Source organism: Vibrio sp. CK2-1, from assembly GCF_021726515.1.
GTDB lineage: Bacteria > Pseudomonadota > Gammaproteobacteria > Enterobacterales > Vibrionaceae > Vibrio.
In genome coordinates this window covers 73,686-87,591 of the sequence record NZ_JAKKCJ010000006.1, presented here as the reverse complement: position 1 = coordinate 87,591, position 13,906 = coordinate 73,686, and the positions used below count along the sequence as shown (strand labels likewise).

The 13,906-nt window shown below is 42.3% G+C and carries 11 protein-coding genes; 2 read left to right on the top strand and 9 right to left on the bottom strand.

What is annotated here, in order from left to right:
• Positions 1–46: 46 nt before the first annotated feature.
• From L3V25_RS14310 to L3V25_RS14295, 4 genes are all read right to left on the bottom strand, one after another.
• Entirely contained in the window at positions 47–535 is a 489-nt protein-coding gene (locus L3V25_RS14310; protein WP_237296167.1) for a DUF2489 domain-containing protein, read from the bottom strand.
• A gap of 56 nt (positions 536–591) precedes the next feature.
• The gene (gene yihI, locus L3V25_RS14305; RefSeq protein ID WP_237296166.1) at positions 592–1,167 is read right to left on the bottom strand and encodes a Der GTPase-activating protein YihI; all 576 of its coding nucleotides are present in this window, start codon (positions 1,165–1,167) and stop codon (positions 592–594) included.
• Between the two features lie 30 nt (positions 1,168–1,197).
• Entirely contained in the window at positions 1,198–1,836 is a 639-nt protein-coding gene (locus L3V25_RS14300; protein WP_237296165.1) for a class I SAM-dependent methyltransferase, read from the bottom strand.
• Positions 1,837–2,004: 168 nt separating this feature from the next.
• Positions 2,005–2,622, bottom strand: a complete 618-nt coding sequence (locus tag L3V25_RS14295) for a c-type cytochrome (RefSeq protein ID WP_237296164.1) — start codon at positions 2,620–2,622, stop codon at positions 2,005–2,007.
• A 182-nt stretch (positions 2,623–2,804) separates the two neighbouring features.
• On the opposite strand from L3V25_RS14295, the gene yihA reads away from it, so the two are divergent.
• Entirely contained in the window at positions 2,805–3,524 is a 720-nt protein-coding gene (yihA, locus tag L3V25_RS14290; RefSeq protein ID WP_237296163.1) for a ribosome biogenesis GTP-binding protein YihA/YsxC, read from the top strand.
• Between the two features lie 814 nt (positions 3,525–4,338).
• Here the strand turns inward: yihA and polA are convergent.
• From polA to recQ, 4 genes are all read right to left on the bottom strand, one after another.
• Positions 4,339–7,170 (bottom strand): DNA polymerase I, encoded by a 2,832-nt coding sequence (polA, locus tag L3V25_RS14285; protein WP_237296162.1) that lies wholly within the window; start codon positions 7,168–7,170, stop codon positions 4,339–4,341.
• Between the two features lie 999 nt (positions 7,171–8,169).
• Entirely contained in the window at positions 8,170–8,880 is a 711-nt protein-coding gene (locus tag L3V25_RS14280; RefSeq protein ID WP_237296161.1) for a 7-cyano-7-deazaguanine/7-aminomethyl-7-deazaguanine transporter, read from the bottom strand.
• A gap of 386 nt (positions 8,881–9,266) precedes the next feature.
• A complete protein-coding gene (locus L3V25_RS14275) occupies positions 9,267–9,572 on the bottom strand; it encodes a DUF3630 family protein (RefSeq protein WP_237296160.1) in 306 nt (101 codons plus the stop codon).
• A gap of 3 nt (positions 9,573–9,575) precedes the next feature.
• A complete protein-coding gene (gene recQ, locus L3V25_RS14270) occupies positions 9,576–11,417 on the bottom strand; it encodes an ATP-dependent DNA helicase RecQ (RefSeq protein ID WP_237296159.1) in 1,842 nt (613 codons plus the stop codon).
• Between the two features lie 173 nt (positions 11,418–11,590).
• Here recQ and rarD point away from each other — a divergent pair, with 173 nt between their 5' ends.
• Positions 11,591–12,577 (top strand): EamA family transporter RarD, encoded by a 987-nt coding sequence (gene rarD, locus L3V25_RS14265; protein WP_237296158.1) that lies wholly within the window; start codon positions 11,591–11,593, stop codon positions 12,575–12,577.
• Positions 12,578–13,375: 798 nt separating this feature from the next.
• Here the strand turns inward: rarD and L3V25_RS14260 are convergent.
• Complete coding sequence (locus tag L3V25_RS14260) at positions 13,376–13,900, bottom strand: CpxP family protein (protein WP_237296157.1); 525 nt, start codon at positions 13,898–13,900, stop codon at positions 13,376–13,378.
• Positions 13,901–13,906 lie beyond the last annotated feature (6 nt).

The following is a 13,906-nucleotide window of genomic DNA, read 5'->3' as shown; positions in this document are numbered from 1 at the left end:
CCAATATGGATATACCTACAAAGGTTAAAAACGAGCCTAGTTTGTTCTACATCATTTTTATCGGAATTTGATTGTTTAACGGTGCGATTCGTTCTTTAAGAACAGACAATTCAGCAATCACTTGATCGGTTAAACGTACTTCCGCTTTTTGACGAGCTAAGTTCTGCTTCATTCGATCTTGTTTGGCGAGCTTTTGTCTCTCTTCACCGCGGGCCATATCTTTGACGACGTCGTACAATTCATAAATCGCAGGATAATCTTGAGCAAAGTCGATGCGTTGATCACCTTGGACATAATCCATAATGCAATACACTCGGATCACGATTTCAGATAAATCACATTGCTCATGAATACCGGCCATACATAAGGTATTCACATTTTCAAAGATGTTGGCGTTACGCTTTTCAATTGCTCTTTGTTGCTGAATTTCAATCAGTTGCTTTTGCTTTTTAATTTTGATCAGCAAAAAACCAGCATAACTGGCTAAAGCAACAATAATGATGGCTCCAACAATGGCTAACAATACGATCGGCATAAAATTCCTTCCGCTAAATGCCCTACTCAACTCAATAAAGTGGCAGGGCTATTCGTTTATTTAAAATCGTTTAAATCTAAATCTTCAAATTGTGACAGTAGATCATTATCTGAAGCAGGTTTCTTCGATTTCTTAGAGACAGGTTTTTCATCCACAGCCTGTTCTTCAGGCTCAGATTCTACCATGTCATCTTCATCAAAAATGCCAAGTTGCTTCATTAATGCTTCTAAACGATCTAATTTTTGATCGACATAATTCTGCAAGCCTGCACCCAATTTCTCACCGTTGTCTAAACGGTCGATCAACACATTTAGTTGAGGATCGTTTTGGATCGCTTCAAGCTCTTGCTCGGCATTCAGCTTACGCTGCTGCTTCGACGGTTTTGCTTTCGCTTCCACAACCAAAGGAATCGGTTTCTTACTACCATGGCGAGGATCTTTAGAACCACCTTGGCTACGTTGGTTATGCGCACCAGAACCATCTGAATGACGGCTACCCGTTTTCAAGCCTTTACGCTTGTTGAGACGCTTACGTAAACGACCTTCCACATCCGATTCAGAGCGATTACGCGTTACAATCACTTCTTCAGAACCGGTTGATCCTGGCTTTCTAGATTTTTTCGTACGAGACATTCTTTTTTCCTATTTTAAGGCCGAAATTTATTACTCGGCCTTTTTCAGTAACATGACATCATTACCGATAAATTCAAGTTGCAGCTGGTCACGATTGGCTAAGAACTCAAAGGTTTCTCGGCTAAAAAACACCACATGAGTCGGATCATGTCGATAATGCCAACTTGCAAATGCCTCTACATCTTTCACTAACTTGGTCATGACGCCAAGCCAACCACCCGGCTTTAACATATCCAGCCATTGCTGCCACACTAGGTTGGGAGTAAAGAGGTGTTCGATAACTTCAGTTGCGGTAACGAAGTCATATTGTTGATGTAGAGCCTGTTTATTAGGGTAATAGTAAAGATCATACAACGCCACTTGATGCCCTTTTTCTTCTAGCATCATAGCTAACGCCGGGCCCGGTCCACAGCCAAAGTCTAAGCCTTGAGATTGTGGAGCGATACGTTGTAATAATGGGTCTGCCATCCGCGATAAAAAGCGACGGTAGCCCTGATCTTGAGGGTCATTTTCATGCAAATCATACACCGCTTTTTCAGCTTCAGCATCCACACGCTGCTCTGGGTTTACAAACACCAAAACGCACTGCTGGCACTGTAAATACTGACGACGGTTATCCTGATAATAGATATCGGTTTGGCTACTTTGGCACAATGGACAGGTATGCATAAAATCACCCCCTTAGATTAAGGATGCGCAACATACCAGAAATGGCGGTTAGAGTGGAGTTTTATTAAGCAATTTCGCGAAAGATTTTTTGTTAGAAAAGCAAAACCCTCAACAAATATTCACTTGTTGAGGGCTTAATAATCTATGTCGCAAAGCTCATGTTAGAGCTTAATGCAAACCGCCGATGTACTTAGACAAAACATCAATGTCTTCATCGCTTAGATTCTTAGTGACATCTTGCATCATGCCATTTAAATCATTACTACGATCAGCAGAACGGAATTTTTCTAGCTGAGCTTTAGTGTATTCAGCATGTTGGCCTGAAATTTTCGGGAAGCCGCCTAATTCCATACCATGTCCACGAGGACCATGACATGCAGCACAAGCAGTAATACCTTTTTCAGCATCACCAGCAAAGTAAAGTGCTTTGCCTTTTTCCACTACATTTTCAGGAGTTGAACCTTCGGTTTGTGGTAATGAAGCGTAATAAGCTGAGATATCAGTGATGTCTTCCTCAGTCAGTGGCATCGCCATCGCGCTCATCACAGGGTCATAGCGACCTTGCTTACCACCGCTGCTCATGCCTAATTTAAGGTCATGCAGCTGCTTTTCTAAGTACTTAACATGTTGACCGGCTAGCTTAGGGTATTGAGTCACCACGCTATTACCATCGGCACCATGACAAGCCGCACAAGTGGCAGACTTTTCTTTCCCTGCTTCAATATCACCTTGTGCCCACACAGAGCAGCTGGCAACTAAACTAATAATGAATACTAATTTTTTCATGACATTCCATTTATAATTATTCAGCTTCCACTACCACGATACATAAGCGTTCATGGTACACTATGTCTAACGGTTACTTGGGGATACTTATTTTAGTCTTGCCCAGACAAGTAAACCAATTGTACACAATTATACATAAAAGCAATCATTCCTCTACAAAAGTGGAGATGGAGTTAACAAATATGGAAAAAATCCATTATCAAAATACCCACTTTATTACGAGTGCCCCAGATATTCGCCATCTTCCTGAAGACGAAGGCATTGAAGTTGCTTTTGCAGGTCGTTCTAATGCCGGCAAATCCAGCGCATTAAATCGATTGACCAATCAGAAAAACCTTGCGAAAACCAGTAAAACGCCGGGTCGAACTCAGTTAATAAACTTGTTTAAAGTGACAGAAAATTGTCACATCGTCGATCTACCTGGCTATGGCTTTGCCCAAGTGCCAATTGAAATGAAAAAGAAGTGGCAGAAATCACTCGGTGAGTACTTACAAAAGCGCGAATGCTTAAAAGGTCTCGTGGTATTGATGGATATTCGTCATCCGATGAAAGATCTCGACCAACAGTTAATTTACTGGGCAGTAGAAGTGAATATTCCAGTTCAAGTTCTGCTGACTAAAGCCGACAAACTGAAACAAGGCCCACGTAAAGCCCAACTATTAAAGATTCGTGAAGCATCAATGGCTTTCTGTGGTGACGTGCAAGTTGATGTATTCTCTTCTTTGAAAGGGATTGGCGTCGATCAGCTACGTAATAAACTCGACTCATGGTTCGCTCCAGCCTTAATCAGCGAAGAGATGATTGAACAACTACATCGTGAAGAGCTAGCAGCAGAGTTTGCCGCTGAAGATGAGGTCATCATTACTAACCCTGAAATTCAGGATGATGTAAGCAAAAGCTAATATCAATTAAGTATTTAATTAAGCAGCCCAAGGAAACTTTGGCTGCTTTTTTTATACTTGATGAGCCAGTCAGAAATGAAGCGCAAACTCCAAATAAAAGAAATCCCCAAAAGCATGGCGGCCAGTGGGGAAAATGGGAGAGAAATGGAGGTTTTCTAATTGTGCTTTAAGCATTGACCAAGAGCATAAAAAACACAAGATTGGCCGATTTCCCTACTCTGAGCCCTAAGAATCATCCTGCTAAATACACTCATCAATCCGCAAGTTTTCAGTCAAATTACAAAGAATTTCCGAAGCAATTCACAATCTTGTTTTCATTGGTAAATTAAATACCTGATAGCGCCAATAACTGGTGATTTACTCTGTTATTTTACTACAAAATGAATTTTGCTCTGTAATGAAGAAACCAGGAGGTTACTCAGCAGAATATTATCGAGGCGAAATAAAGAGAAACACGGGAATTGAACTTAAGAGCAGGTAATTTAATTACGTTTATTTTCAGCTAGTTAATAGATTTTATTTTTCCTTTGCCACAAGAAAAAACGCCCCAGTCAAAAACTGACTGGGGCGGCTGAAACAGCCTAATCCAATAACGTGAAACAAAAGGTCTAAAAGATAGAACATCTTACCTCTGTACCCTACGCCTATTAATCTACCGGAAATGATACTCAGATCAAGCTTTTTCTGTACTAAATTTTCACCTTTTTTATGAAAATTACCAATTCACAAACAAAATCAAAACTTTATTTCGAATAAAAAAAAGCCACCTAGTGAGGTGGCTCATAGAAATAGATGTAAATGAAACAGTAAGAGCTTAGTGGGCTTGATCCCAGTTGTCTCCATGGCCGAATTCTGCCACTAATGGCACATTCAGTTCCGCAGCAGACTCCATAAGCTCTTGTATTTTTATTTCAATACGCGCTAATTCACTTTCTTTCACTTCAAACACCAATTCATCGTGTACTTGCATCAAGAGTTTTACATCACCATTGCCTTCTTCTTGAATCCACTGATCGACAATCAACATAGCTTTCTTAATGATATCTGCCGCCGTGCCTTGCATTGGCGCATTAATTGCCGCACGCTCTGCTCCTTTACGACGCATACCATTGCTTGATTTGATTTCAGGTAAATGTAAGCGACGACCAAATAAGGTTTCAACATAACCCTGTTCCGTCGCTTTTGAGCGAGTATCTTCCATATACTGCATCACACCAGGGTAACGCTCAAAGTAAACGTCCATATACTGCTGCGCTTCACCACGAGGAATACCTAGTTGCTTGGCAAGACCAAAGGCGCTCATACCATAAATCAAACCAAAGTTAATCGCTTTCGCACGGCGACGTTGCTCGGACGTGACTTGATCAATACTGCATCCCATCACTTCAGCGGCAGTCGCGGAGTGAATATCTTTGCCTTGTGCAAACGCATCTAATAACGCTTTATCACCGGATAAGTGCGCCATGATTCGCAATTCAATTTGTGAATAATCGACCGCTAAAATTTTCCAACCATGTGGCGCGACAAACGCTTGGCGAATACGGCGACCTTCTTCATTACGAATTGGAATATTTTGCAAGTTTGGATCCGTTGATGATAAACGCCCAGTCGCAGTAACCGCTTGATGATATGAAGTATGCACACGCCCCGTTTGCGGGTTGATCATCTTAGGCAGTTTATCGGTGTAGGTTGATTTCAATTTAGCCAGACCACGGTTTTCTAAAATCAGCTTAGGTAACGGGTAGTCTAATGCCAGCTCTTGCAACACTTCTTCATTAGTAGATGGTGCGCCAGAGGCAGTCTTCTTCACCACTGGCAAACCCATTTTCTCAAATAGAATCGCTTGTAATTGTTTTGGTGAGTTAAGGTTGAATTCCTGCTCAGCCAACTCAAATGCCTTGGCTTTTAGCTCTTCAAGACGTGCTTCTAACTCTTTTGATTGAGCATTCAATAGCATGTCGTCAATCATTACACCGGTACGTTCAATACGTGAAATTACTGGTACTAGAGGTACTTCAATATCTTGATAGATAGATTTCAAACCGGCATCTTGCTCTAAAGCGGCTTGCAAACGGTTATGCAAACGTAATGTCACATCGGCATCTTCCGCCGCATAAGGGCCGGCTTCTTCAATATCTAATTGGTTGAAGGTCAGTTGCTTTTTGCCTTTACCTGCCAGTGATTCAAAAGAAATGCAGTTATGTTGTAGGAAGCGGAACGCTAGGCTATCCATATCATGTTTACCACCAACGCTATTAAACACGTAAGACGCTAACATGGTGTCAAAGCGAATGCCTTTCATCTCGATGTCATAACGTGCGAGCACGCTAGCATCGTATTTCAGGTTCTGGCCTACTTTGGCTTGTGAATCATCTTCGAGAATCGGTTTCAGTTGCTCAAGTACCCAATTACGATCTAGCTGTGCTGGCGCATCAAGGTAGTCATGGGCAACCGGCACATAAGCCGCTTCGCCTTCGGCAACTGCAAACGACAAACCAATCAAGTTGGCTTCCATGTAATTCAAGCTATCGGTTTCAGTATCGAAAGCAAACACATCCGAAGCTTTCAATTTATCTAACCAAGCGAGGAAGGTTTCTTGGTCAAAAATGATTTCATAATTGCTGCGATCAATATTGGCAGGACTCATATCGACTTCAAGCGCATCTGCGGTGGTCGCAGATTTAGTGGCACTTTGACTCGCGCCGCCGCGTTGTTCTGCTTTGACTTGTGCTAGCCCATCAACTGCCGCAATTTTACCGTCACCGCCTTCAAGTAACTCGTTTAACCAAGATTTAAAGGTTAGCTCACCAAATAGCTTCATCAGCTCATCTTTATTTGGCTCGGCTTTGCAAAGATCTTGTGGCTGACAATCGAGATCCACATCCAGCTTGATGGTAGCTAGCAAATAAGAAAGATCCGCGTTTTCTTTATTCTCAAGCAACTTCTTCGCCATGGTTTTCGAACCACGGAAAGAAAGATCAGCGATCTTATCTAAATTTTGATAAATGGTTTCTAAACTACCTAGACCTTGCAACAAAGCAACTGCGGTTTTATCACCGACACCCGGAACGCCCGGAATGTTATCGACTTTATCGCCCATCAAGGCTAAATAATCGATAATAAGTTCAGGTGGTAAGCCAAACTTTTCAATCACCCCTTCTCTATCCATCACCACATTGGTCATGGTATTGATCAGCGTGACATTATCATCCACCAGCTGAGCCATATCTTTATCGCCAGTGCTGATTAATACAGGCATGCCTTGCTTAGAAGCTTGTGAAGACAAAGTACCAATCACATCATCCGCCTCAACACCCGGCACACAAATTAGCGGCAAACCCATCGCACGAATAATGTTGTGCAAAGGCTCAATTTGATCGCGTAACTCTTGCGGCATCGAAGGACGGTTGGCTTTATATTCAGAGTACATATCATCGCGGAAGGTTTTACCTTTGGCATCAAAAACCACCGCAATACGCTCAGAAGAAAACTGCTTCATCATACTGCGTAGCATGTTAACCACACCGTACACCGCATTGGTTTGAATGTTGCCGTTATTCATACTTTCAGGATAAGCGTGAAAGGCGCGATATAAATAAGAAGATCCATCAATAAGAATCAAGGAGTTGTCAGCGATTGTTGCCATAGTGTCTAGTACCCAAGCTGATGAGAAACATACGATCCGCCTAGAATGCCACGTCTGACTAAATGAATCTATTTATATGTCGGTTCTAGATATTAACCAGCTGTGGATAACTTTGTTGTTAACTTTTCAAATGAAATTTCACAAAAATCAAGATCATTAACAAAAAATAACATTACTTATTTATAAACAACAAGTTATAGTTTATTTGATCATGGTGGGATAAAAAGCAGCGCAAGGATCTTTTGTGGAAAACAATTAATCACAATGGATCCTATGTTAATTGACAATAATAACGATAGCTAAAGTCAGCTCACTAAATCATAGGCAAAAAGAAAGCGACACCGAGTGGGCGTCGCTTAGCAAAAAGTGGCTAGATGTAATACTTGATGCACCTACCACGAAAGCTTAAATACACTGGAAGCAATGTGAGCAATGTCGTGTCTTAAAGAAGCCAAGAATCTCATGCTGTTGCGTTTGATTCTCTTTTCCCCTTCGACGTAGTTAATAATAATCATTCTCATTAAATGATCAACCCCTAAATGAGAAAAAGTATCATTTAATTTTAAAAAAGTTAGACCGAAAAATTAAGCTATTGATATTTAAGTATATTTTATTTTCACATGAAGATGGATTATATCGTTACTCGGGGCTCGGGCGCTACGCTGCTCGTAACTCGAAAAAGAAAATAGGCTTCAAATTTATAAGAAAGATGTTGCGCTTCTCGGGTGTTTCACCGCCCGGAGCTAGGTAGAGCAAAAAGATTGGAACGAGATACGTGGACGCTTCGCTCGAGAGCCAAAAAGATTTTTTGTTGTGTGTTGGGAGTTTCTAGGGAAGAAGATGGGACGTTACTCGGTATTAGGCCGTTTCACTTCTCGTAGTGCGGAAGAGCGGAGGATATTTGTTTAGCTACCCCCAATACAAAACGAAGCGCTCGGACATTTCGTCGCCATCTTTTCCGAGAAACAAGCAGCGGAGCGCCCGAGCAACGAATCACGCTTACGCATTCACTTCCTGTTGAGAGGAAACGTTAGCTACCGTGGTGAGCTTTTTCATTAAGTAATTAAGTAGTACACCATACATAGGCACAAACAAACCTAAGCTAATAATCAGTTTCACACTGTAATCAACCAAGGCAATTTCGGTCCAATGTTCCGCCATAAATGGATCGCTACTCATATAAAAAGCAATAGAGAAGAAAGCGATGGTATCAAGTGCATTACCAAATAGGGTTGAACAGGTTGGCGCAACCCACCATTGTTTTAACTGACGTAAGCGGTTAAAAACATGCACATCCAAAATTTGGCCAAGCAAATACGCCATAAAGCTAGCTATCGCAATACGGGCAACAAACAAGTTAAACACGCCTAATTGAGCCATTCCTTGGAACTTGCCTTCAAAGAACATCACCGATAACACATAAGAGATAGCCAGTGCTGGCAACATCACCCAAAAGATGATTTTACGTGCCATACCTGCGCCAAAAATACGTACTGTTAGATCAGTGGCAAGGAAGATAAACGGAAAAGTGAATGCGCCCCAAGTGGTGTGCAAACCAAAGATGGTAAAAGGAATTTGGACTAAGTAATTACTAGATGCAATCACCACCAAATGGAAGATAACCAACCAAAACAGTGCTTTGTTTTGTTGTTGATTAGTATATTGAACAGACGAAAATGCCGCCTGCGAAGCAGATTTTAAACGAGTCATATTGTGACCTTTTTTTAATATATGGGGGCGAGGGAACCCATAATTGCAAATGAATAATATTCGATATTTGACTAATTAGTCAGATATTAAGGCGAGCGATTATACAGAAATGATCGTCCACTTCAACTGTTCAGTTTTCAAACAATATGTTAGGGTCTCGGGTCTCGGGTCTCGGGTCTCGGGTCTCGGGTCTCGGGTCTCGGGTCTCGGGTCTCGGGTCTCGGGTCTCGGGTCTCGGGTCTCGGGTCTCGGGTCTCGGGTCTCGGGGGATTCTTTATTTCTCAAAGAATCAAAGCAAGCTAAACATTACCGTTATGACAAATGAGTACTCCACTCCCACCACCTAGCAACTAGAAGCGCAGCATGACTAGCAACTAGAAACCTAACTACCCTATTCCCATGGCAAATAATTTCGCTAGATATTGCAGCTCTTCATCTGCTTGATTAGGTGCCATAGCTTCTAGCCAGATGGTTTCGGAATAGTGTTCAGCACGTAAAAATAGCTGGCAGCCTTCAAAGTCGATTAACCATGAATGCAGATCGGCATCATTTTGCTTTTCAATAATAGAAGCCGATAACAGCTTCACCAACTCTGAGCCTAATGCTGGAAAGGAGTCATAATCAAACCTAGGGTTCAACAAGATAACTCGCCCGGCCTGTGCATCAAACTCTCTTAAGCTGTATTTAACCATAACCTACCCTTCCCCATTGGTTAAATGTTCTTGGATCACATCTAAAAATGCATCGGCGTATTTTTCTAATTTACGTTGCCCAACCCCATTCACTGCCAGCATTTCACCATAGGAAGTCGGTAGAATATCCGCCATATCAACTAAGGTCGCGTCACTGAATACCACATAAGGCGGCAAGCCATCTTCATCGGCAATCGCTTTACGCAGTTTACGTAACTTGGCAAATAATTTCTTATCGTAATTTTTTGTCACCAGTTTGTCGTTCTTAGCGGAACGTACTGCGGTATCTAGACGCGGCACCGCCAGTTCAATCGACATTTCACCGCGTAATAAAGGACGCGCTTCTTCGGTTAGCTGCAAGGTAGAGTTACGGGTAATGTTTTGTGTGAGCAACCCTTTGTGAATCAATTGGCGCATGATGCTGACCCAATAATCATGGCTGTGTTCTTTGCCAATACCATAAGTACTGATCTTATCGTGACCGTTATCGCGCACTCGAATATTTTGCATGCCGCGCAATACTTCAACTACATAACCGACACCAAAGCTTTGATTGACTCGATAAACACACGACAACGCTTTTTGCGCCGCTTCAGTGCCATCAAAATGCTTCGGTGGATCTAGGCAGATATCGCAGTTTCCGCAAGCTTTGTGGCTATATTCGCCAAAGTAATTTAGTAGTACTTGGCGACGACAGGTTTGCGCTTCCGCAAAAGCACTCATCGCATTGAGTTTATGGCTTTCCACTTGTTTTTGCGGACCATCATCTTTTTCATCCAACATACGACGCAGCCAGCCCATGTCTGCTGGGTCATATAACATCACCGCCTCTGCCGGCAAGCCATCACGCCCGGCACGTCCGGTTTCTTGATAATAAGATTCAATGTTACGCGGAATATCAAAGTGCAGAACGAAACGCACGTTTGGCTTATTGATGCCCATACCAAACGCTACTGTGGCAACGACGATTTGAATGTCGTCTTTTTGAAAGGCTTCTTGCACATAAGCGCGTTCATCGTTATCCATACCAGCATGATAGCCTGCGGCACGAATATGGTTATTGCACAGTTTTTCCGTCACCATTTCGACTTTTTTACGGCTGCCACAATAAATAATGCCGCATTGCCCTTTTTGGGTGGCAAGGTAGCGGATCACTTGCGAAACCGGCTTATGTTTTTCTAATAAGGTGTAACGAATATTCGGTCGGTCAAAGCTACCCAAATATTCCAAAGGTTGATTCAGTTGTAGGCGAGAAATGATGTCTTTACGAGTTGCATCATCGGCAGTGGCGGTTAACGCCATCACAGGAACATGAGGAAAACGCTGCTTTAATTGACCAAGTAGCGCGTATTCAGGGCGAAAATCATGCCCCCATTGAGAAATACAATGCGCTTCATCTACCGCAATCATACTGATCGGAAGATGCTCTAATCGTTCACTAAAGTCTCGGCTTAAGATGCGCTCGGGTGAGATGTAAACCATCTTCAGTTGACCGTTGTTCATACGGTTATAAACCCGAATCAATTCCTCTCTTTCCATACTGGAATTGATGCATTCTGCCGCCACGCCATTGGCTTTTAGTTGGTCGACTTGGTCTTTCATCAAGGAAATTAAAGGGGAAATAACGATAGTAAGACCAGAATGCAGCAAAGCGGGAACTTGATAACACAGAGACTTGCCGCCACCGGTTGGCATAATCACTAAGCTATCTTGTCCAGCAAGCACACTGTCGATCACTTCTTGCTGACCAACACGAAAGTGCTGATAACCAAACACATCTTGCAGAGTTTGAGCTGGTGTCGGTGTTGAATGCGAATGCACTTGTGCAGCGTCAGTGGTGGGCATGCCTATCTCAATACAAAAAGTGAACCTAAAAATCAGCCGCCCATTGTAGTGTTGTTTGGGTATGATTGAAACATGAGGATCGGGCAATTTACTTATTCCCGTAATTCATTAGGTAAATCTCTTGCCTGATTTTATACTTGCCGACCTTTCTAATAATAAAAAGATAAGCCGTTATGGATGATGAATTAAAACGAACTCAGCAAGGCGTTCTACTTGCCGTTCTTGCCTACTTGATGTGGGGAATTGCCCCGATCTACTTTAAAGCCCTTGGTGATGTGCCCCCTTTTGAAATCCTTTGTCATCGCATCATTTGGTCTTTTGTTTTTCTTGCGGCATTACTGTATTTCACTAACGGCTGGCCAACCGTCAAAGAGACATTACGATCTAAAACCAAAGTCATTTATTTATTGATCACTTCGGTCACAATTGGCGCTAACTGGCTAGTGTTTATTTGGGCGATCAGCATTGGTCACATGCTCGATGCCAGCCTAGGCTATTACATCAATCCGTTATTTAACGTTCTGCTAGGCATGATTTTCTTAAGTGAGAAGCTACGTAAACTGCAATGGTTTGCAGTCGCGCTGGCGACTATGGGTGTGCTAGTGCAATTGGTCGTATTTGGCTCAGTGCCAATCATTGCCATCATGCTGGCGCTCACATTTGGCGTGTATGGCTTATTGCGTAAAAAGGTCAATTTGGATGCCTTTACTGGGTTATTTATTGAAACCTTAGTGCTACTACCTATCGCATTTCTTTACTTGTTTGCTATCGCCGATACTGCAACTAGTCACTTAGGCGCCAATAGTCTGACTCTTAATGTGTTGCTGATTTCTGCCGGTATTGTCACTACCTTGCCTTTATTATGCTTTGCTGGGGCGGCAGTCCGTCTACGCCTGGCTACTCTAGGTTTTATTCAATACATCGGCCCAAGCTTAATGTTTATCTTGGCGGTGTTTGTGTATGGCGAAGCCTTTACGGCCGATAAAATCATTACCTTTGCTTGTATTTGGGCAGCCTTGATTGTGTTTACTTGGGATGGATTAAAAAACAACTCTAACAATAAGAAATTGGCGGCGGCGCAGAGAAAAGAAGCGTTAGAGATCGACATTACCAATGAAACGTTGACACAGGATTTAAACCAAACCAATCAGCAACGCTAGAAGCTTCAACAACCTACATTGAAGTATTTGTGAGATCACCGTCACACTACTCAGTGAGGTAGTCTAAGCTCAGCAATCAGCCATTTAAGTTAATATGCAGACTTACTACCTCACCCTTGTGCGAGATCTCGCACAAATTAGTGAGAAAACTAACATTAACGAACAATAAAAACTGACCTAGAAACACCTAAGCTATTGATAAATAATAACACCGGTCATATTTGTGTTATTTTTCATAAAATAATTTGAACTCACACCATTGTTCCGTTTCGGTTTATGCGTAATATTAACCCTGTCGGAAGGATGCTGACAGGAACAGGAAAGACCCAAGGATAGGTCATCTTCAGGACGAAGATTTGGTTACTTAGGATTAGTAATCAGCATGGAGCAAACGGACATTGAATGGACGCAATCATTACTAGGATGGTAATGACTAAGGAAAGACAATGGACACCTCAGGATTGAGGCATGGAACACACATCAGGATGATGTGAATGGACACCGCTCATGGAACAAGTGATGCGCGCTAATTAGGATGAATTAGCTGGCTAGGATAAGGCCAAGGACACCGCTAGGATGGCGATGAAAAGGAATACGCTGAAGGACACAGCACTGCTATCAAGGATTTGATGCATGGAGCACTATTAGTAGCCGGATTGCTGCGAGTAAGACTATAACCCCGATGGGCTTTTGCCCTCGGGGTTTTTCTTTTTTAGCGATATCTAATTTCGAATACTATCTAGTACAAAAAAAGCGACCGAATAGGTCGCCTTTCAATAATATAATCTAGATTATAGATTACTCAGCCTTAGGACCTTTTTTGTCCATACGATCTTTCATTTTTTCCCACTTTTCCATGCACTGTTGGTGTTGCTCACCAGACAGCTTAGTAAATTGCTCTTTTTGCTCTGCCGTCAACACACTAAACATATCATGGCGTGATTTAGCCATTTTCACTTGGCCTTCTACACGTTGATTTGCCATGTCTTGAGCAAGACTCGTTACAGCTGCTTGATCAAAATCATCCGCCATCACTAACTGTTGCATTTTCTCGTGGTTGGCTTTCATTTCACCTTTATGAGCTTTAAAGCCTTCTTTCATCGCTTGACGATCTTGCTGACGTAATTCTTTTAACTGATCTTTTTGAGCGTCAGTTAAGTCTAATTTATTCCAAATACCGCGTTCCATTCCCATGCCACATTGTTGCTCATGCTTACCGCCATGCTGTTGACCACCATGAGGCGCCGCTAATGCAGACATAGAACCCAGTGCTAGTGGTGCAGCGATTAAAACAACAAGAGACTTTTTCATAAATGATTTCATAACACG

Bases quoted from the DNA above. Each gene is read 5' to 3' on its own strand.
- yihA (WP_237296163.1), top strand. From the start codon at position 2,805: ATGGAAAAAATCCATTATCAAAATACCCACTTTATTACGAGTGCCCCA.
- recQ (WP_237296159.1), bottom strand. From the start codon at position 11,417: ATGCCCACCACTGACGCTGCACAAGTGCATTCGCATTCAACACCGACA.
- L3V25_RS14275 (WP_237296160.1), bottom strand. From the start codon at position 9,572: ATGGTTAAATACAGCTTAAGAGAGTTTGATGCACAGGCCGGGCGAGTT.
- rarD (WP_237296158.1), top strand. From the start codon at position 11,591: ATGGATGATGAATTAAAACGAACTCAGCAAGGCGTTCTACTTGCCGTT.
- L3V25_RS14280 (WP_237296161.1), bottom strand. From the start codon at position 8,880: ATGACTCGTTTAAAATCTGCTTCGCAGGCGGCATTTTCGTCTGTTCAA.
- L3V25_RS14300 (WP_237296165.1), bottom strand. From the start codon at position 1,836: ATGCATACCTGTCCATTGTGCCAAAGTAGCCAAACCGATATCTATTAT.
- L3V25_RS14260 (WP_237296157.1), bottom strand. From the start codon at position 13,900: ATGAAATCATTTATGAAAAAGTCTCTTGTTGTTTTAATCGCTGCACCA.
- polA (WP_237296162.1), bottom strand. From the start codon at position 7,170: ATGGCAACAATCGCTGACAACTCCTTGATTCTTATTGATGGATCTTCT.
- L3V25_RS14295 (WP_237296164.1), bottom strand. From the start codon at position 2,622: ATGAAAAAATTAGTATTCATTATTAGTTTAGTTGCCAGCTGCTCTGTG.
- yihI (WP_237296166.1), bottom strand. From the start codon at position 1,167: ATGTCTCGTACGAAAAAATCTAGAAAGCCAGGATCAACCGGTTCTGAA.
- L3V25_RS14310 (WP_237296167.1), bottom strand. From the start codon at position 535: ATGCCGATCGTATTGTTAGCCATTGTTGGAGCCATCATTATTGTTGCT.